The organism is Sphingomonas hankookensis (genome assembly GCF_001619955.1).
Classification (GTDB): domain Bacteria; phylum Pseudomonadota; class Alphaproteobacteria; order Sphingomonadales; family Sphingomonadaceae; genus Sphingomonas; species Sphingomonas hankookensis_A.
Genome location: NZ_LQQO01000034.1, coordinates 258,544 through 277,534, shown reverse-complemented (window position 1 = coordinate 277,534; position 18,991 = coordinate 258,544). Strand labels below are relative to the sequence as shown.

Annotated in this window: 19 protein-coding genes; 10 read left to right on the top strand and 9 right to left on the bottom strand. The window is 67.0% G+C overall.

What is annotated here, in order from left to right:
* Position 1: 1 nt before the first annotated feature.
* Entirely contained in the window at positions 2 to 1,771 is a 1,770-nt protein-coding gene (locus tag AVT10_RS13250; RefSeq protein ID WP_066692273.1) for an ATP-binding cassette domain-containing protein, read from the bottom strand.
* A 98-nt stretch (positions 1,772 to 1,869) separates the two neighbouring features.
* Between AVT10_RS13250 and AVT10_RS13245 the strand changes: the two genes are divergently transcribed.
* The 3 genes from AVT10_RS13245 to AVT10_RS13235 are packed head-to-tail and all read left to right on the top strand — an operon-like array spanning position 1,870 to position 4,261.
* Complete coding sequence (locus AVT10_RS13245; protein WP_126012367.1) at positions 1,870 to 2,172, top strand: PepSY domain-containing protein; 303 nt, start codon at positions 1,870 to 1,872, stop codon at positions 2,170 to 2,172.
* 21 nt (positions 2,173 to 2,193) lie between these two features.
* Positions 2,194 to 2,883 (top strand): response regulator transcription factor, encoded by a 690-nt coding sequence (locus AVT10_RS13240; protein WP_066692267.1) that lies wholly within the window; start codon positions 2,194 to 2,196, stop codon positions 2,881 to 2,883.
* Positions 2,884 to 2,893: 10 nt separating this feature from the next.
* Positions 2,894 to 4,261 (top strand): sensor histidine kinase, encoded by a 1,368-nt coding sequence (locus AVT10_RS13235; protein WP_066692264.1) that lies wholly within the window; start codon positions 2,894 to 2,896, stop codon positions 4,259 to 4,261.
* A gap of 164 nt (positions 4,262 to 4,425) precedes the next feature.
* On the opposite strand, the gene AVT10_RS13230 is transcribed toward AVT10_RS13235, so the two are convergent.
* The 4 genes from AVT10_RS13230 to pdxH all read right to left on the bottom strand — a co-directional run bounded on the left by AVT10_RS13230 (position 4,426) and on the right by pdxH (position 7,792).
* Positions 4,426 to 5,412, bottom strand: coding sequence for an LLM class flavin-dependent oxidoreductase (locus tag AVT10_RS13230; RefSeq protein ID WP_066692261.1), 987 nt, complete (start codon positions 5,410 to 5,412; stop codon positions 4,426 to 4,428).
* Between the two features lie 66 nt (positions 5,413 to 5,478).
* Positions 5,479 to 6,264 (bottom strand): PhzF family phenazine biosynthesis protein, encoded by a 786-nt coding sequence (locus tag AVT10_RS13225; RefSeq protein ID WP_066692258.1) that lies wholly within the window; start codon positions 6,262 to 6,264, stop codon positions 5,479 to 5,481.
* A complete protein-coding gene (locus AVT10_RS13220) occupies positions 6,264 to 7,220 on the bottom strand; it encodes a cation diffusion facilitator family transporter (protein ID WP_066692255.1) in 957 nt (318 codons plus the stop codon). The genes AVT10_RS13225 and AVT10_RS13220 overlap by 1 nt, the downstream gene beginning before the upstream one ends.
* Positions 7,217 to 7,792, bottom strand: coding sequence for a pyridoxamine 5'-phosphate oxidase (gene pdxH, locus AVT10_RS13215; RefSeq protein WP_066692252.1), 576 nt, complete (start codon positions 7,790 to 7,792; stop codon positions 7,217 to 7,219). The genes AVT10_RS13220 and pdxH overlap by 4 nt, the downstream gene beginning before the upstream one ends.
* A gap of 117 nt (positions 7,793 to 7,909) precedes the next feature.
* On the opposite strand from pdxH, the gene ku reads away from it, so the two are divergent.
* Entirely contained in the window at positions 7,910 to 8,782 is an 873-nt protein-coding gene (gene ku, locus AVT10_RS13210; protein ID WP_066692799.1) for a non-homologous end joining protein Ku, read from the top strand.
* A gap of 1 nt (position 8,783) precedes the next feature.
* On the top strand, positions 8,784 to 11,186 hold the full coding sequence (ligD, locus tag AVT10_RS13205) for a DNA ligase D (RefSeq protein ID WP_066692250.1): 2,403 nt from the start codon (positions 8,784 to 8,786) through the stop codon (positions 11,184 to 11,186).
* 111 nt (positions 11,187 to 11,297) lie between these two features.
* Here ligD and galE read toward each other — a convergent pair whose 3' ends face one another.
* Positions 11,298 to 12,293, bottom strand: a complete 996-nt coding sequence (gene galE, locus AVT10_RS13200) for a UDP-glucose 4-epimerase GalE (protein ID WP_066692249.1) — start codon at positions 12,291 to 12,293, stop codon at positions 11,298 to 11,300.
* A 64-nt stretch (positions 12,294 to 12,357) separates the two neighbouring features.
* On the opposite strand from galE, the gene msrA reads away from it, so the two are divergent.
* Positions 12,358 to 12,900 carry a peptide-methionine (S)-S-oxide reductase MsrA gene (msrA, locus tag AVT10_RS13195; RefSeq protein ID WP_066692247.1) on the top strand — a complete coding sequence of 181 codons (543 nt, stop codon included), beginning with the start codon at positions 12,358 to 12,360 and terminating at the stop codon, positions 12,898 to 12,900.
* A gap of 109 nt (positions 12,901 to 13,009) precedes the next feature.
* Entirely contained in the window at positions 13,010 to 14,995 is a 1,986-nt protein-coding gene (locus AVT10_RS13190) for an HWE histidine kinase domain-containing protein (protein ID WP_066692245.1), read from the top strand.
* Positions 14,996 to 15,056: 61 nt separating this feature from the next.
* Here AVT10_RS13190 and AVT10_RS13185 read toward each other — a convergent pair whose 3' ends face one another.
* From AVT10_RS13185 to AVT10_RS13175, 3 genes are all read right to left on the bottom strand, one after another.
* Positions 15,057 to 15,308 carry a GlsB/YeaQ/YmgE family stress response membrane protein gene (locus AVT10_RS13185; protein ID WP_066692242.1) on the bottom strand — a complete coding sequence of 84 codons (252 nt, stop codon included), beginning with the start codon at positions 15,306 to 15,308 and terminating at the stop codon, positions 15,057 to 15,059.
* Positions 15,309 to 15,416: 108 nt separating this feature from the next.
* Complete coding sequence (gene sciP, locus AVT10_RS13180; RefSeq protein WP_066692240.1) at positions 15,417 to 15,719, bottom strand: CtrA inhibitor SciP; 303 nt, start codon at positions 15,717 to 15,719, stop codon at positions 15,417 to 15,419.
* 98 nt (positions 15,720 to 15,817) lie between these two features.
* Positions 15,818 to 16,087, bottom strand: coding sequence for a hypothetical protein (locus AVT10_RS13175; RefSeq protein ID WP_198158589.1), 270 nt, complete (start codon positions 16,085 to 16,087; stop codon positions 15,818 to 15,820).
* A 113-nt stretch (positions 16,088 to 16,200) separates the two neighbouring features.
* Between AVT10_RS13175 and mnmA the strand changes: the two genes are divergently transcribed.
* The 3 genes from mnmA to dapD all read left to right on the top strand — a co-directional run bounded on the left by mnmA (position 16,201) and on the right by dapD (position 18,958).
* Positions 16,201 to 17,295: a tRNA 2-thiouridine(34) synthase MnmA gene (mnmA, locus tag AVT10_RS13170; RefSeq protein WP_066692238.1), complete on the top strand. Its 1,095-nt coding sequence runs from the start codon at positions 16,201 to 16,203 to the stop codon at positions 17,293 to 17,295.
* 185 nt (positions 17,296 to 17,480) lie between these two features.
* Positions 17,481 to 18,143 carry a pyrimidine 5'-nucleotidase gene (locus AVT10_RS13165; RefSeq protein ID WP_066692236.1) on the top strand — a complete coding sequence of 221 codons (663 nt, stop codon included), beginning with the start codon at positions 17,481 to 17,483 and terminating at the stop codon, positions 18,141 to 18,143.
* Positions 18,140 to 18,958: a 2,3,4,5-tetrahydropyridine-2,6-dicarboxylate N-succinyltransferase gene (gene dapD / locus AVT10_RS13160; RefSeq protein WP_066692234.1), complete on the top strand. Its 819-nt coding sequence runs from the start codon at positions 18,140 to 18,142 to the stop codon at positions 18,956 to 18,958. Before AVT10_RS13165 ends, dapD begins: the two co-directional genes overlap by 4 nt.
* Positions 18,959 to 18,991: the final 33 nt, after the last annotated feature.

Below are 18,991 nucleotides of genomic sequence, written 5' to 3'. Positions count from 1 at the left end.
CTTACGCCTCGGCCATCTCGGCCAGCGCCAGCCAGCGTTCCTCGGCGGCATCCTTCTCCGCGCGTGCCTTGTCGATCTGCGCGGTGAGCGCGGCGAAGCGCTTCGGGTCCTTCGTGTACAGCGCCGGATCGGCCAGCAGCGCCTCGTCCCGCGCGATCGCCGCCTCCAGCTCCTCGATCCGGCCGGGCAGCAGGTCGAGGTCGCGCTGGTCCTTGTAGCTCATCTTGGTCGATTTGGGCTTCGCTACCGCCTCGACCGGCTTGGCGACCTTCGCCTTCGCCACCGTCCGCTCGCGCCGCTTCGCGACCCAGTCGGCATAGCCGCCCGGCACGACATCGACATGGCCCGAACCATCCAGCCCCAGCGTCACCGTCACCGTCCGGTCGAGAAAGTCGCGGTCGTGGCTGACGATCAGCACGGTCCCGGCATAATCGCCGATCACCTCCTGCAACAGATCGAGCGTCTCGAGGTCGAGGTCGTTGGTCGGTTCGTCCAGCACCAGCAGGTTCGACGGCCGCGCAAATTCCCGCGCCAGCAGCAGCCGCGACCGCTCGCCCCCCGACAGCGTGCCGATCCGCGCTTCGGCGATCGACGGATCGAACAGGAATTCCTTCAGATAGCCATGGACGTGCTTCTTGGAGCCATTGACCTCGATCCAGTCGCCACCGTCCGCCAGTACGTCGCGCACCCGCTTTTCCGGTGCCATCAGCTTGCGCTGCTGATCGATGACGATCCCGTCCAGCGTCTGCGCGCGCATGATCTTGCCCGCGTCCGGGTCCAGATCGCCGGTCAGCAGCCGCAGCAGCGTCGTTTTGCCCGCACCATTGCCGCCGACGATGCCGATCCGGTCGCCGCGCCGCACCCGCAGCGAAAAGTCCTTGAGGACCGTCCGGTCGCCGAACGCCTTGGTCACATGCTCGGCGTCGATCACGACCTTGGTCTTGGTATCGTCGGCTTCGACCTGGATCTTGGCCGTGCCCTGCGGCCCCTGCATCGCCGCGCGCTGGGCGCGCAGTTCATGCAGCTTTTCCAGCCGCCCCATGTTGCGCTTGCGTCGCGCGGTGACGCCACGGTGGAGCCAATGCTCCTCGATCTTGAGCTTCGCGTCGAGCCGTTGCGCGGCGCGCTCCTCTTCGGCGGCGGCCTGTTCCATCCATGCCTCGAACCCGCCGAACCCGATCTCCGCCCGACGGATACCACCGCGGTCGAGCCACAAGGTCGACTTGGTCAGCCGCGTCAGGAAGGTCCGGTCGTGGCTGATGACGATGAACGCGCCATTATAGCGGTTCAGCCATTCCTCGAGCCATTCGATTGCCGACAGGTCGAGATGGTTGGTCGGTTCGTCGAGCAGCAGCACGTCGGGATTCTCGGCCAGCGCGCGGGCGATCGCTGCCCGCCGCCGCTCGCCTCCGGAAGCGGTGGCGGCTTCGCGGTTCAGGTCGATGCCCAGCTGGTCGGCGATCGCATCGACCTCATGCTCGGCCGGCGCCCGCGGCCCCCTGAGCGCAAAGTCGCGCAAGGTCGCGTAGCCATCGACCTTCGGGTCCTGCTCCAGCAGCACGACATGGGTGCCCGGCACGATCGTCCGGCGCCCCTCGTCGGCATCGATTCCCCCCGCGATCAGCTTCAGCAGCGTCGTCTTGCCCGCCCCGTTGCGCCCGATCAGCGCCAGCCGGTCGCGTGTGCCGACATGGATGTCGAGCCCGCGAAACAGCCAGCCATTGCCCTGGATCAATCCAAGGCCCTCATAGGACAATATCGGTGCAGCCATGTGTGGCAGGTAAGCCGCACTCGCGAACGAAGCAAGTTACGCCAGCCTGTCTGCCCTATTCACGGGCTGTTCAACGCGTTGCCCCTATGCCACGCCTCATGTCGATGGTCGTTCGGTTCCTTGTGCTGGGATTGCTGGCGGTGTCGGGAAATGCGCAGGCATTGCCCGACCAGGTGCTGCGCGATCACCAGGCCGCGCGCACCGCGCGGGCGGAGGGCCGCATCCTGCCGATGCGCGAGATCGAACGCCGCGTCCTGCCACAGATGCGCGGTGCCCAGTATCTCGGCTTCGACTATGATCCCGATCGCGGGATTTACACGCTCAAATTCCTGCGCGATGGGGCGGTGATCTGGGTCGATGTCGATGCCCGGACCGGTCAGGTTACCGGCCGCAGCCGTTAAGCAACTAGGGGAGAACAGCCGATGCGCGTCCTGATCGTCGAGGACGAACCCAATCTCGGCCGCCAGCTGCGCGCCACGCTGGAGGGTGCGGGCTATGCCGTCGACCTCGCCACCGATGGCGAGGAGGGGCATTTCCTCGGGTCCACTGAAACCTATGACGCGATCATCCTCGACCTGGGCCTGCCCGAGTTCGACGGGCTGACCGTGCTCGATCGCTGGCGCAAGGAAGGGCGCACCGCCCCCGTGCTGGTGCTGACCGCGCGCGACAGCTGGTCGGACAAGGTCGCCGGGCTGGATGCGGGCGCCGACGATTATGTCGCCAAGCCGTTCCAGACCGAGGAACTGATCGCCCGCCTGCGCGCGCTGATCCGCCGCGCCTCGGGCAATGCCTCGGCCGAACTGACCGCCGGCGACATCCGCCTCGACACCCGCTCGGGCAAGGTGACCAAGGCCGGCGAACCGGTGAAGCTGACCGCCCAGGAATACAAGCTCCTGTCGTACCTGCTCCACCACAAGGGCAAGGTGGTCAGCCGCACCGAGCTGATCGAGCATATCTACGACCAGGATTTCGACCGCGATTCGAACACGATCGAGGTGTTCGTGACGCGCATCCGCAAGAAGCTGGGCGCCGACGTCATCACGACGATCCGGGGTCTGGGCTACAGCCTCGACGAACCGGGCGCGCCGAAGCCGGCGGGCGCGGAGGACTGAAGCGAGCGTCATGACGAGCGGCACCGATCCTGCCCCGCGCACCTATGTCCGGGTGACGGGATCGCTGTCGCGGCGGATGATCCTCGTCGCGGCGCTGTGGATCATGCTGCTGCTGGCCGGTGGCGGCTTCGCGCTCGACCGGGTGCTGGTGTCGGCGGTGACCCGCAACACCGATGACGGGCTCGAATATCTGCTCAATTCGCTGATCGTGTCGGCGGAGATCGATTCGACGGGCGAGGTGACGTTCAACCGGCAGCTGTCGGATCAGCGCTTCCTCGAACCCTATTCCGGCCTCTACTGGCAGGTGAGCGGGCCGGGGCACGAGACTTGGCCGTCGCGCTCGCTGTGGGACCGCAAACTGCCGGTCGATGGCAAGCGCTATACCGACGTCCATGTCTATGACGCGCGGCCGTTCCCCGACCAGAAATTGCGCATCGTCGAACGCGACCTGACGCTGCCCGGATCGCCGACCGTCTGGCGGTTTCAGGTGGCCGAATCGCGCGACGTGCTCGACGGGTTGATCGCGGCTTTGCGCAAGACGCTGGTGCGCTCGTTCGCGCTGCTGGGGCTGGGGCTGATCGTCATGGCGACGCTCCAGACCTGGTACGGCCTGCTGCCCTTGCGCGCCGTTCGCGATGCGATCGCCCGGTTGCGCGCAGGCCAATCGGCGCGGGTCGAAGGGGCGATGCCGGCCGAGGTCGCACCCTTGGTCGAGGAACTGAACGCGCTGGTCGAACATAACGACAAGCAGGCGGAGGAGGCGCGGCGCCATGCCGGCAACCTTGCCCATGCGCTGAAAACCCCGCTGACCGTCATCATGAATGCCTCCGCCGCGGGACAGGACGACCTTGCCGACACGGTGATCCGCGAAGCGCGGACGATGCGCCGGCAGGTCGACCACCACCTCGCCCGCGCCCGCGCGGTCGGGCGGCGCGGATCGGCACACAGCCGGGCGGACGTATGGGCCTCGGTCGAGGCGGTCGAACGCGCCGTCGCCCGGCTCTATCCCAATGTCCGCATCGACGTGGACGGGCAGAAGGACCTGATCGCCCGGATCGAGCGGCAGGACCTCGACGAAATCCTCGGCAACCTGGTCGAGAATGCCGCCAAATATGGCGGCGGCAGCGTCTTCGTCACCGCGCGTGCCGATGCGGGCTTCGTCGAACTGCTGGTCGAGGACGACGGTCGCGGCATTCCGGAGGCGGACCGGCTGCGCATTTTCGATCGCGGCGTGCGGCTCGATTCGGGCAAACCCGGCACCGGTCTCGGCCTCGCCATCGTGCGCGACGTGGCGGAGATTTACGAGGGTACAGCGTCGCTCGAGGAGAGCGAGGATCTGGGCGGGTTGCTGGTGCGGCTGAGGTTGCCGTCGGCGTAACCCCCGTCTCCCTCCGTTCGGTTCGAGCAGCTTCGAGCTTGTCGAGAAGCGCCCGTCGAGAACCATGCGTTTGGGGCAACCCCTTCTCGACTACGGTTCTCGACAGGCTCGAACCTGCGCTCGAAGCAAACGGGGGACGGGGGACGGGGGACGGGGGACGGAGCCTACAACCCCCGCATCGCTGCCGCCGCGATCGACGCACTCCGCTTGCGCGCCGCCGGATCGAACATCGCGCCGGTCACGATTACCTCGTCCACCTGCGTCCGCTCGATGAACTTCGCCAGTCCCGCCCGCACCGTGTCCGGTCCGCCGATCGCCGAGCATTCAAGCACATGGTCGAGGATCGCATTGCCCTGCGCCCCGATCTGCGAGCGGTAGTTCGCGACGGGCGGGGGCAGTTCGATCGGCTGGCCGGTACGGATCGCGACGAACATCTGTTCGGTCGAGCTGGCGAGCAGCCGGGCCTCTTCGTCGGTATCCGCTGCCAGCACGTTGAACGCGGCGGCGGCATAGGGTTTGTCGAGCACCGAAGAGGGACGAAAGTTACGCCGATACGCCTCCAGCGCCTGGTCGAGCGCGGCGGGGGCGAAGTGCGAGGCAAAGGCGTAGGGGAGGCCGAGCATGGCCGCGAGTTGCGCGCCGAACAGCGACGACCCCAATATCCACAGGTCGATGTTGGCACCGGCGCCCGGCACCGCGCGGATGCCGGTGCGGCCGTCGTCCGCGAAATAGCTCTGCAATTCGACGACGTCCTGCGGGAAGGCGTTGGGGTCGCTGTCCAGCGTGCGGCGCAGCGCCCGCGCAACCATCTGGTCCGATCCCGGCGCACGGCCCAGCCCCAGGTCGATCCGCCCCGGATAGAGCGCGTCGAGCGTCCCGAACTGTTCGGCGATGGTCAGCGGCGCATGGTTGGGCAGCATGATGCCACCCGCACCGACGCGGATCGCCTTCGTCGCGGCGGCGACATGGCCGATCACCACCGCCGTCGCCGCGCTGGCAATTCCCGGCATGCCGTGATGTTCGGCCACCCAGTAGCGGTGAAATCCCTCCGCCTCGGCATGGGCGGCAAGGTCGGCGGCGGCGGCGAGCGCTTCGCCTGGGGTGCCCCCCTGACGGACGGGGACGAGGTCGAGCATCGAATAGCGGGTCATTCGAGAGAGATGGGGAGCAGGTTGCGAATTGCCACCAATCCCACATTGGCCGCGCCCAAGCCGGGCTTACAGCAGCAGCTCGCCGCGCATCACCGTCACGCACTGTCCGCCCAGCACCGCGCGATCCCCGTCCAGCGTGCAGGTCAGATGCCCGCCGCGTGCGCTCGCCTGAAACGCGGTGAAGCGGTCGCGGCCCAGACGCTCTGCCCAGAACGGGGTGAGCGCGGCATGCGCCGATCCGGTCACCGGGTCTTCGTCCACGCCCCAGGCGGGCACGAAGACGCGGCTGACGACATCGGCGATATCGCCCGGCGCAGTGACGATCGCCATGACGTGACAGGCCGACAGCGCCGCCATGTCGGGCGTGCAGGCGTGCACCGTCGCCGCATCCTTCACCAGGATGATGCTGGTTTCCTGCGCGCCCGACACGCTCGCGAACACCTCGCCCTCGACGCCCAGCGCCGCCAGCAACGCCACATCGGGGGCAGGCGCAACCCGCGTCACCGGCAGGTCGAGCGTATAGCCATCGCCCTCCCGCCGAACGATCAGCACCCCCGCCTTGCGTGTCGCGAACCGCACCGCGTCGCGCGTCCCCATCAGCACATGGCCGCTGGCGAGCGTGGCATGGCCGCACATCGCGATCTCGACGGTCGGCGTGAACCAGCGCAGTTCGTACTCCGCCTCGCCGTCGCTTGCCGGCACGACGAAGGCGGTTTCGGACAGGTTATGCTCCAGCGCGATCGACTGGAGCAGCGCATCGTCGGGCCATGCGTCGAGCGGCATCACCGCCGCCGGATTGCCCGCGAAGGGCCTGTCGGCAAAGGCGTCGACCACGGTGAAGGGCATCGCCATCAATAGCTTCCCACGCGCTTGCCGAACCAGTGCGGCGTCACGTCCGCCTCGACCAGCGGATTGTCGGTGTCGACATGGCCTTCGGGGTCAAGATGGATCAGCACCTCGACCTTGGGGAATGCCTGGCGCAGCGCGCGTTCGACCCCTTCGACCACGTCATGCGCATCGGCGACGGTCATGTCCCGGGCGACCTCCATGTGGAACTGCGCGAAATCGTGGCTGCCCGACCGGCGGGTGCGGAAGTCGTGGATGCCGCGCAGCCCCTCCTGCCGGGCGGCGACGTCGAGGAAGGCGCGGCGCTCCTCCTCCGGCCATTCCTTGTCCATCAGCTGGTCGATCGCCTGGCTCGACGCCTGGAACGCGCCCCAGCCCAGCCATAGCGCGATCAGGATGCCCATCACCGGATCGGCGCCGCGAATCCCGAAAATCTGGTCGAGCACCATCGCGACGATGACCGCGAGGTTGAGCAGCAGGTCGCTCTGATAATGGACATTGTCGGCACGGATCGCGACCGATCCGGTGCGGTTGATGATCGACTTCTGATACGCCAGCAGTGCGAAGGTGGCGATCATCGCGATCACCGACACGCCGATGCCGAACTCCACGTCCTGCGTCTCGCCCGGCGCGCCGAACGCGGCGATGGCGCGCCACGCGATACCCGCCGCCGATGCGGTGATGAGCATGACCTGGAACAGCGCGGCCAGCGCCTCCGCCTTGCCATGGCCGAAGCGATGGTCGTGATCGGCGGGCGTCGCGGCGAGGCGCACGCCGTACAGGGTCACGAGGCTGGCGAGCAGGTCGAGCGCGGTATCGGCAAGGCTGCCGAGCATCGCCACCGACCCGGTATGCCATGCGGCAAAGCCCTTCAGCCCCAGCAGGAACAGCGCCATCGTCACCGACGCGATGGCGGCGCGGGTGGCGAGTGGGATCACCCGCTTGCGTTCGGTCTCGGTCACGGGAACAACAGTCCTTGGCTCCAGCCGTCGTCGGTCGCGGTAAAGACCCGGCGTTCGTGCAGCCGGTGCGCGCGGTCCTGCCAGAACTCGATCGTCCGCGGGGTAACCCGGTATCCGCCCCAGAAGGGCGGGCGCGGCACGTCCTGCCCGTCGAATCGCGCCTGTACCTCGGCGAAGCGTGCTTCGAACGTGTCGCGGCTGTCGAGGGGGCGCGACTGTTCGGAGGCCCATGCCCCCAGCTGCGAATCGCGCCCGCGCGAGGCGAAATAGGCGTCGGATTCGGCGTCGGAGGCGAGCGTCACCGGCCCCTCGATCCGGATCTGCCGGCGCAGCGACTTCCAGTGGAACAGCAGCGCCGCGTTGGGATTGGCGGCCAGATCGCCGGCCTTGCGCCCTTCGCGATTGGTATAGAACACGAATCCGTCGCGGCCATGCCCTTTCAGCAGCACCATCCGCACCGACGGCCTCCCCGCGGCATCGGCGGTGGCGAGCGCCATGGCATTGGGGTCGTTCGGCTCGCTGGTCTGCGCCTCGGCGAACCACTCGTCGAACAGGGCAAAGGGATCGGTCATGGCCCGCCCATACGCCCTTTCGCAGGCGATTTCACCCCGGCCCGATGGGCAGCGCCGCGGAACGACTCTTTCCCCTGCGAATTGAATCGGTTGAGCAACGATTTCGGGACAACCGGCATGACGGCACGCGCATATTGGCAGGGGCAGATTCGCCTCGCCCTCGTATCGATCCCGGTCGAAATCTACAGCGCCACCAAATCGGGGGCGAGCATCAGCTTTCGCCAGATTCACGAACCCAGCGGCAAGCCGATCCATTACGAGAAATCGGTGACCGGCATCGGCCCGGTCGACCCGGACGAGATCATGAAGGGATACCAGCTCGAAAAGGGCGAATATGTCCTGCTCGACCAGGACGAGATCGACGCGGTCAAGCTGGAGTCGAAGAAGACGCTGGAGCTGACCCAGTTCGTCGACGCGCATGAGATCGACGTGATCTATTACGAGAAACCCTATTTCGTGGTGCCCGCCGACGACCTTGCCGAGGAAGCGTTCGTCGTGCTGCGCGAGGCGTTGAAGCGCACGAAGAAGGTCGGGCTGGGCCAGCTGGCGCTGCGCGGCCGGGAATATGTCGTCAGCCTGAAGCCGTGCGGGCGCGGGCTGGTGCTGGAGACGCTCCGCTATGCCGACGAGGTCAATCGCGCCCAGTCCTATTTCCGCGACATTCCCGATGCCAGGCCCGATGCCGATCTGCTCGACCTGGCCGAGACGCTGATCGCCAAGAAGACCGCCGCGTTCGACCCGCAGGAGTTTCACGACCGCTATGTCGATGCGTTGAAGGACCTGATCGAGCGCAAGGCCAAGGCGAAGGGGCGTAAGATCGTCGATACCGACCCCAACGAAGATCGACCGAGCGGCGGCAATGTCGTCGACCTGATGGCGGCGCTCAAGAAATCGCTCGAGAAGCCGGCGGCCAAGGCACCGGCGAAGAAGACCACGCCGAAGAAGCGCGCACCGGCGAAGAAGGCCGCCACGACGCGCAAGCGGGCCTGACATGGCGCGCAAGTCCGATCCGCTGGCCACCTATAACGCCAAGCGCGATTTCGCGCGCACCGCCGAGCCAGCGGGGACGCTGGCCAAGGGGCAAGGCAACCGCTTCGTCGTGCAGAAGCATGACGCCACACGGCTACACTATGATTTCCGGCTGGAGGTGGACGGGGTGCTCAAAAGCTGGGCGGTGACGCGCGGACCCAGTCTCGACCCCGATCAGAAGCGGCTGGCGGTACGCACCGAGGATCATCCGCTCGATTATGCCGGGTTCGAAGGGGTGATCCCGGCGGGCGAATATGGCGGCGGCACGGTGATGTTGTGGGACGAGGGCACCTGGTCGCCGGTCGCGGGCAAATCGGCGACGGATTTGAAGAAGGGGCATCTCCATTTCGTGCTGGCGGGCACGCGGATGCGCGGCGAATGGCTGCTGGTCCGGCTCAAGCCCCGTGGCAAGGAGAAGCGCGAGAACTGGCTGTTGCGCAAGGTCGCCGATGGGGAAGCGGGCGGCACCGACACGCTGACTGCAACGATGCTGACCAGCGTGACCACCGGGCGGACGATGGAGGAGATTGCCGAGAGCAAGCCCGCCCCGCGCAAGGTGGCGGCCGAAGCGAAGCGCCCGGCGTTCGTCGAACCGCAGCTTGCGACGTTGGTCGATGCGGTGCCGACGGGCGGCGAATGGCTGCACGAGGTGAAATATGACGGTTATCGCATCCTGATCGCGACCGGTGGCACCGGTCCCAGACTCTACACCCGCACCGGGCTGGACTGGACGGCGAAGTTTCCCGGCATTGCCGAGGCGGCGGCAAGCCTGCCGCCGGGCCTGTTGCTCGATGGCGAGGTGGTCGCGCTGAAAGACGGCAAGCCCGATTTCTCGACCTTGCAGGCGGCGATCAAGGACGGTGGGGAAATGCGCTGCTTCGCCTTCGACCTGCTGCGCGATGCCGATGGCGACCGACGCGACGAGGCGCTGGTGCGGCGCAAGGAGCGGTTGCAGCGGGTGCTGGCCGGGGCCGATCCGCGCATCGCCTATTCCGACCATGTCACCGGGTCGGGCGAGAAGCTGTTCGCGGCGATGTGTGCGGAGGGGTTCGAGGGGATCGTGTCGAAGCGCGCCGATGCCCCCTATCGCGGCACCCGCTCGCGCAGCTGGCTGAAGGTCAAATGCACCCATCGGCAGGAATTCGTCATCCTCGGCTGGCTGCCGAGCGAGGCGAAGGGGCGGCCGTTCAAGTCGTTGTTGCTGGGTGTGCAGGAGGAAGGCGGCCTGCGCTATGCCGGCAAGGTCGGCACCGGATTCGACGCGGCGAACATGGCGGAGGTGGCGGCGGCACTGGCCCCGCTGGCGCGCAAGACGCCACCAGTCGAGCTGCCCGCCGTGCAACGCCGGGGTGCGCGCTGGGTCACGCCGAAGCTGGTGGCGGAGATCGCCTTTGCCGAATTCACCGCCGACGGGCTGGTGCGCCATGCGAGCTTCATTGCCTTGCGGGGGGACAAGGCGGCCAAGGACGTGGTGCGCGAAACGCCGGTCGCCGCCGATGCCGCGCCGGCGGTGCGCATCAGCCATCCCGAGCGGGTGATCTTTCCCGGCGACCGGCTGACCAAGGGCGATCTGGCAGCCTATGTCGAGCGGGTCGCGCCGTTGCTGCTGCCCGCAGCCGCCGACCGGCCGCTCAGCCTGGTGCGCTGTCCGCAGGGGCGGGGCAAGGCGTGCTTCTTCCAGAAACACGACGCCGGCAGCTTCGGCGATGCGGTCCATGCGATCGATATTGCGGAGAAGGAGGGGAAGCGCGAACCGTATCTCTATGTCCGCGATGCCGCCGGGCTGCTGTCCTGCGTGCAGATGGGGACGATCGAATTCCATGGCTGGGGATCGGGCGTCGGCGATGTCGAGCGGCCCGACCGGATGGTGTTCGACCTCGATCCCGACGAGGGGCTGGACTTTGCCGATGTGAAGCGCGCGGCACATGATATCAGCCGGCATCTGGGCGATCTGGGGCTGGCGAGCTTCGCGATGCTGTCGGGCGGCAAGGGGGTCCATGTCGTCGTTCCCCTCACCCCGCAAGCCGAGTGGCCGACGGTCAAGGATTTCGCCGACCGCTTCTCCCGCGCGCTGGCGCAGGCCGAGCCGGACCGCTTCGTAGCGACGATGGCGAAGGCGAAGCGGAAAGGACGCATCTTCATCGACTGGCTGCGCAACCAGCGCGGCAGTACCGCCGTGCTACCCTATTCGGCCCGCGCAAGGACCGGCGCGCCGGTGGCGGCCCCGGTCGCGTGGCGCGAGCTGGACGACATCGACAGCGCAGGCCGCTGGACGATCCGCGACGCCGACGAACTGCTGAAGCGCGCCGACAGCCGACTGCTGACCGGCTGGGGCGTCGCGGATCAGGTGTTGCCGGACCGGTAAGCGCGCCACCGGCCACTACCGTATTCCCGGGCAGGCGGGAATCCAGGGTTGCTTCTTGCACCGGTTGCGTTCGGGGCTCCGGACCCCCGCCCGCGCGGGGGCACGCCTCGGCTATTGGCCGCTCCGCTCCGCCAACTTGCGCTCCCACGCCAGCGCGTCGCGCACGATCTGGTCGAGATCGGCATGCTGCGGCCGCCATGGCAGGGTGGCGAGGATCGTGCTGTTGTCGGCGACCAGCGCGTCGGGATCGCCGGCGCGGCGGCCTTCCAGCCGGCGGTCGATCGTCATGTTCGTCACCCGGTCGACCGCGTCGAGCACTTCGAGCACCGAATAACCGCGGCCATAGCCCGCGTTCATCGTGTGGCTCTTCGCCGGATCGGCCATCAGCAGGTCGAGTGCATGGACATGGGCATCGGCCAAGTCGGTGACGTGGATATAGTCGCGCACGCCGGTCCCGTCGGGGGTCGCGAAATCGGTGCCATAGACGCCCACATGGCCGCGCTTGCCGGTCGCCGCCTCGACCGCGACCTTGATGAGATGGGTCGCACCCGCCGTCGACTGGCCGCTGCGCCCCTGCGGATCGGCGCCCGCTACGTTGAAGTAACGCAGTGCCGCATAGTTGATCGGATGCGCGGCGGCGACGTCGGCCAGCATGATCTCGGTCATCAGCTTCGACATGCCGTACGGATTGATCGGCTGTTTCGGGCTGTCCTCGCGCACGGGCACGACTTCGGGTATGCCGTAGGTCGCGGCGGTCGAGGAGAAGATGAAGTGCTTCACCCCCTCGCCCACCGCGCTCTCGATCAGGCTGCGCGAGGCGGCGGTGTTGTTGCGATAATATTTTAGCGGGTTCTCGACCGACTCCGGCACCACCACCGATCCGGCGAAGTGCAGGATGGCATGGACGTCATGGTCGCGCATCGCCGCGCGCACCGCCACGTCGTCGCTGATATCGGCCACGACCAATGTCGCGCGCGGATCGACCGCCCAGTCGAAGCCCGTGACGAGGTTGTCGACCACCACCACCTCATGGCCCGCGTCGAGCAGCGCCAGCACCGCATGGCTGCCGATATAGCCCGCACCGCCCGTGACCAGAACCTTGCCCATTACCGTACCCCCGATTGCGTCGCCGTGATGCGCGCCTATCTCTGCGACCAAAGGAGATTACGCAATGGCTACCGAACAGGCGACCTTCGCCGGCGGATGTTTCTGGTGCACCGAGGCGGTGTTTCGCGACGTGATCGGCGTGGAGCAGGTCGAAAGCGGCTATATCGGCGGCACGGTTGAGCATCCGACCTACAAGCAGGTGTGCGGTGGCGACACCGGCCATGCCGAGGCTATCCGCATCACCTATGACCCGGCCGTCATCGGTTACGACGATCTGCTCGACATTTTCTTCGCGACGCATGATCCGACGCAGCTGAACCGGCAGGGCAACGACGTCGGCACCCAGTATCGCTCGGCGATCTTCCCCCATTCGCCGGAACAGGAAGCGGCGGCGCGTGCCGGGATCGAGCGCGCGGGCGAAGGGCGTGGCACGATCGTCACGACCATCGAACCGCTCGCCACCTGGTATCCGGCCGAGGATTATCATCAGGAATATTGGGACGGCGAAGGCCAGCGTAATCCCTATTGCCTGGCGGTGATCCCGCCCAAGCTGCAAAAGCTGCGCAAGAGTTTCGCCGCGCGGAGCAAGGCGGCCGAATCGGCTTGAACCGCCACTCGGTTATCATAAGTTTGCAAGGGCCGTGCCAAGACTGCGCGGCCCTTGTGTCGTTTCGGGTAAATTGCTATCCCGATCCCGGCCACAGGGGCGACGAGACATGGGGGCGACGATCGATACGACCGGATCGGACCGGCGGTTCGCCGCGATCCGCGACTATCGGCTGATCGAGGCGATTGGCGATGGCGGGCAGGACGACCTTGCCCGGCTTGCCGCCGAAATCTGCGAAGCGCCGGTGGCGCTGGTCACCCTGCTCGCGGCGGACCAGCAATGGTTCGTGGCGGCGGTCGGCACCGATCTGTGCGGCACGTCGCTGGGCGATGCGATCTGCACCCTCGCGCTCGATGTCGAAGACATCCTCGTCATTCCCGACCTCTCGACCGATCCGCGTACCTGCAACAGCGGGATCGTGACAGGGGAACCGCATATCCGCTTCTATGCCGGCGTGCCGCTGCGCATTGCCGAAGGGGTTCCGGTCGGGACGCTGTGCGTGATCGATGTCGTCGCCCGTCCCCAAGGGTTGAGCAACACCCAGCGCGACATGCTGCTGCGGCTCGCGCGGCAGGCGGTAACCACGCTCGAACTGCGACGGCTGCTCGCCGAACGCGACGAAACCCTGCGCCGCATCGCCGAGACCGAGGCGGCGCTGAGCGGCAACGAGCAACGCTGGCAGCGACTGTTCGAAAATATCAGCGACGGCTTTGCATTGGGCGAGGCGATCCGCGACCCGGACGGGCAGGTGGTCGATTGGCAGTTCGTCGACGCCAATCCGGCGTGGTTCGCGCTGTCGGGCGTGGACCGCGAACGGATGCTGGCACTGACCGGACGGCGGCTCGATCCGGCTGCCCCCGCGCACTGGGCCGACGAATTGCACGGCATGCTGTCGGACGGCGTGCCGATCGGTTTCGTCCACCACATCCCCCATCTGCGCCGCTGGTTCCGCGGCCATTGTTTCCGCATCGAGGGCGACCGGTTCGGCGCGATCCTGCGCGACATCACCGCCGAACGCGCAGCGGATGGCCGCCAGTCCGCGCTGATCCAGCTCGGCGACCTGCTGCGCGACTGCCACGATGTCGCCGATGTCGCGCGGGCGGCGTCGGCGCTGATCGGGCAGGCGCTGGACGTCAGCTGTGCCGGGTTCGGCCGGATCGACGCCGGTCTGACGCAGGTGGAAATCGGTCCCGACTGGACCGTGACCGGCGGCGCGTCGCTAACGGGGCGACAGGCGCTCGACACCTTCGGTGAACTGGCGGGCGATATCGGACGGGGCGACGCGATAGTGGTCGCGGATGTCCAGCACGATCGTCGGACGGCGGGGCATGCCGATGCGCTGATCGCGCGCGGCATCGGCGCGTTCGTCATCGTACCGGTGCGCCGCGACGGACGAATCGTTTCCGCATTCCTCGTCTGCATGACCGGTCCGCGCCAATGGACCGGGGAGGAAATCGTGTTCCTGCGCAAGGTGGCCGACCGGGTCGAGGTCGGCATGGCGCAGGTCGAATCGGAAGCGCGGCAGAATCTGCTGATCCAAGAACTCGCTCACCGGCTGAAGAACACCCTGTCGATGGTGCAGGCGATCGCCTCGCAGACGCTGCGCGGGTCGGTCGACCGCGCGCCGCTCGACGCGTTCGAACGCCGGTTGCAGGCGCTGGGCGTGGCGCATGACGTGCTGGTCGAACGCAACTGGGTTGGTGCCGACATGGCGACGACCATCGGACAGGTAATGGCGGTGTTCGGCTGCGACGACCGCATTACGCTGACCGGTCCCGACGTGGCGCTCGGCGCCCGGGCGGCGCTGGCGCTGGCGTTGATGCTGCACGAACTGGGCACCAACGCGGTCAAATATGGCGCGCTGTCGACCGTCGAAGGGTCGGTGCTGCTCGACTGGCAGGTGGCCGACGATCAGCTGAGCATGACGTGGCGGGAATGCGGTGGCCCGTCGGTGCAGCAACCGGCCCGCCGGGGGTTCGGGTCGAAGCTGTTGCGGCTGGGCCTGGCGGGAACGGGGGACAGTGAAATCTGTTACGATCCGGCGGGCGTCCGCGTGTCGATGCGCGCCAATCTTGCCGATCTGGTCGGCGGCTGACCAACGAAAACGGGCCGCCCCGACAGGGACGGCCCGTATCCTGTACCGTTACGGCAGGTGCTTAGCGCACCGAACCGCGACGCACGAGGTTCACGATTGCCAGCAGCACGATCGCGCCGACCAGCGAATACAGGAAGCTCATCACGGTGATGCCGTTGTTGATGTTCGCACCGGTCACGAAACCGGCGATCACGGCACCGACGATGCCGACGACGACGTTCAGGATGATGCCCTGCTGCGCATCGGTCCGCATGATGATGCTGGCGAGCCAGCCGACGATGCCACCAACAACCAGCCAGATGATGATACCCATGTGACGTCCCTCCATTGCTGCCTGCAACCCGGCAATTTCGTACCGGGAGTACTGAGGGAAAGACTCACAAACGTCCGGCTTGTTCCGCCTCCGTTTTAACTGATAGGCTCAATATTTGCGCTGCTGCCGCTCATACAGGGACTTGTAGTGCTGGATCCGCGTCACGCGCAGGCCCGGCATCCCCGACCGGTCGACCGCGCGCTGCCAGCTGGCGAATTCCTCCGCCGACAGGTTGTAGCGCTGGCACACGTCGTCGACGCTCAGCAGGCCGCCATTGACCGCTGCGACCACTTCCGCCTTGCGTCGCACGACCCAGCGGGTCGTATCGGGCGGCGGCAGCGAATCGATCGTCAGCGGTTCGCCGAGCGGACCGATCACTTTTGCCGGACGGATTTTGTGGTTCTCAATCATACTGGACCTCGAGCCGGGGTCGCCCCCTCAAACCTTCTTGCGCGGTCATACGCGAACGCGGTTGAACATCGGCTAAAACGGCTAGGTAAACATCGTCTTCATCCGTTCGCATCGTGCCATCCCTTCGCGACGGGCCGGTGTTCCGGTACGACACATGCCCTCAGCAGGGCGGCAGTCCACCCGTTGAACGCCCCGTCCGCCGGATTGAGCAGGGACACCGGCGCGCGGTTCCATGCCAGTCGGGTCTGCAGTCGCGCCGTCGGCGTCGCCGCCTGCCGCCCGGTCGCAGCCGCCAGCAACACGGCCAGCTCCGTCGGCAGGGTGGTGACCGTGGAACCACGGTCGAAACGGGCGAAACTCAGATCCAAATGTTCTTCCAGCAACAGGACTTAGGGGATGGTGTTACCTCGACAACGTTGAAGGTCCGGTAAATGGCACCGCATTTTTGCAACCGACGCGCGAAGCGCCTATCTGGCGGGCCATGGACCTTGGTGAATTTCAACTGGATGCGCCCGTTTCGGCGCGCCGCATCGTCGTGGCGATGTCGGGCGGCGTGGACAGTTCGGTGGTCGCCGCACTCGCCCATGCGACCGGGGCGGAGACGATCGGCGTCACGCTGCAGCTCTACGATCATGGCGCGGCGGTAGGACGTGCCGGATCATGCTGCGCCGGGCGCGACATTCGCGATGCGCGTGTGGTGTGCGACAGGCTCGGCATCGCCCATTATGTCTTCGACCATGAAAGCAGCTTTCGCGAGACGGTGATCGACGATTTCGCCGATGCCTATCTGGCCGGGCGCACGCCGATCCCTTGCGTGAAGTGCAATATGGGGCCGAAATTCACCGACCTGTTCGCGCTGGCCCGCGACCTGGGTGCCGATTGCCTTGCGACCGGCCATTATATCCGGCGGGTGATGGGGCCGGCCGGGGCCGAATTGCACCGTGCGATCGATACGGCGCGCGACCAGAGCTATTTCCTGTTCGCGACGACGCAGGCCCAGCTCGACTTCCTGCGTTTCCCGCTGGGCGCGATGCCCAAGGCAAGGGTGCGCGAGATCGCCGCCGAACTGGGGCTGGGCGTCGCCGGAAAGCCCGACAGCCAGGACATCTGCTTCGTCCCCGATGGCGATTATGCCGGGCTGGTGCGCAAATTGCGGCCCGAGGCGAAGGACGGTGGCGAGATCGTCGATCTGGAAGGGCGGGTGCTGGGCCGCCATGGCGGACTGGTCGGCTATACCGTCGGGCAGCGGCGCGGCCTCGAGATCGGCGGGCTGGCCGAACCGCTCTATGTCGTACGCCTCGAACCCGCGACGAAGCGGCTGGTCGTCGGCCCGCGCAGCGCGCTGGCGGTCGGCGCGGCGCGGCTCTCCGACATCAACTGGATCGGCGGCGACCATGCCGGACCGCTGACCGCCAAGGTACGATCGATGGCCAAGCCGGTGCCGGCGCGGCTGGCGGGCGAACGGCTGGTGTTCGACGCGCCCGAATATGGCGTCGCGCCGGGACAGGCGGCGGTGCTCTATGCCGGTGACCGCGTGCTGGGCGGCGGCTGGATCGAAGGGACCGAGGCGGCCTGAAGGATCCTCCCCGCTTTGCGGGGAGGGGGACCGCCGCGAAGCGGTGGTGGAGGGGGCTGGCGGCATGCGGCGAGGTTGCCTTGCGCGGCCTACCCCCTCCACCATGCTGCGCATGGTCCCCCTCCCCATGATATGGGGAGGATCGGCTTGCCGCTTGCGCTTCGTCCCCTTACAGCCCCGACCCGATGCTGCCCGCGCTAGCCCATGTCCGCGACTGGATCTTCGATCTGGACAATACGCTCTATCCGGCGTCGTCCAATCTGTTCGCCGAGATCGAGGCGCGCATGGGGCACTATATCTGCGACCTGCTCGGCTGCGATGCGGAAGAAGCCCGTCGGGTACAGAAGCTGCATTTCCACAATCACGGCACCTCGCTGTCGGGGCTGATGGCCGAACAGGCGGTAGATCCGCACCATTTCCTCGATTTCGTCCACGATATCGACCTGTCGCCGCTGGTGCCCGATCCCGACCTGCCGCGCCTGTTGGCAGCGCTGCCGGGACGCAAGCTGGTCTTCACCAATGGCGACGCGGCCTATGCCGGCCGCGTCCTGGCGAAGCTCGGCCTGTCGGACAGTTTCGCCGGCATCCACGATATCCATGCCACCGCCTATCATCCCAAGCCGCATGTCAGCGCCTATGAAGGGCTGTGCGCGGCATGGGAGATCGACCCGACGACCGCCTTGTTCGCTGAGGACATGGCCCGCAATCTCGTACCGGCCAAGGCGGCGGGAATGACCACCGTGTGGGTCGACAACGGGTCCGAACAGGGGCCGGGGACGGCACGCGACCATATCGATTACATCACGCACGACATCGTCGCGTGGCTACGCTTCGTGGAGGAATCATGACCGACCTTGCCGCCCAGATCGACGCCGCCTGGGAAAACCGTGCCGAACTGACCGTCCATACCCAGGGCGAGGTCCGCGTCGCCGTCGACGCTGCGCTGGCGCTGCTCGATTCGGGTGAGGCGCGGGTGGCCGAACCGGTCGGGGACGGCTGGCAGGTTAACCAGTGGCTGAAAAAGGCGGTGCTGCTGTCGTTCCGCCTGAACGACAACCAGATCATGGACGGCCCGGGCGGCACCAACTGGTTCGACAAGGTGCCGGGCAAGTTCACCGGATGGGGCGAGCATCGCTTCCGCGACGCCGGGTTCCGTGCGGTGCCGGGCAGCATCGTGCGGCGCGGCGCCTTCATCGGCAAGGGCGCGATCCTGATGCCGAGCTTCGTCAATATCGGCGCCTATGTCGGCGAAGGCACGATGGTCGACACCTGGGCGACCGTGGGCAGCTGCGCGCAGATCGGCAAGAACGTCCACCTGTCGGGCGGTGCGGGCATCGGCGGTGTGCTGGAGCCGCTGCAGGCCGATCCGGTCATCATCGGCGACGGCGCCTTCATCGGCGCGCGGGCCGAGGTGGCGGAGGGTGTCCGCGTCGGTGAGGGTGCCGTGCTGTCGATGGGCGTCTATCTCGGCGCGTCCACCAAGATCATCGACCGGGCGACCGGCGAAGTGTTCCGGGGCGAAGTGCCGCCTTATGCGGTGGTCGTGCCCGGATCGATCGGTGGCGGCGACGGCAAGCCGGCGCTGTACTGCGCGGTAATCGTCAAGCGGGTCGATGCCCAGACCCGCTCGAAGACCAGCATCAACGACCTGCTGCGCGACTAATATATCCTCCTCGGCACGGGGAGGGGGACCAGC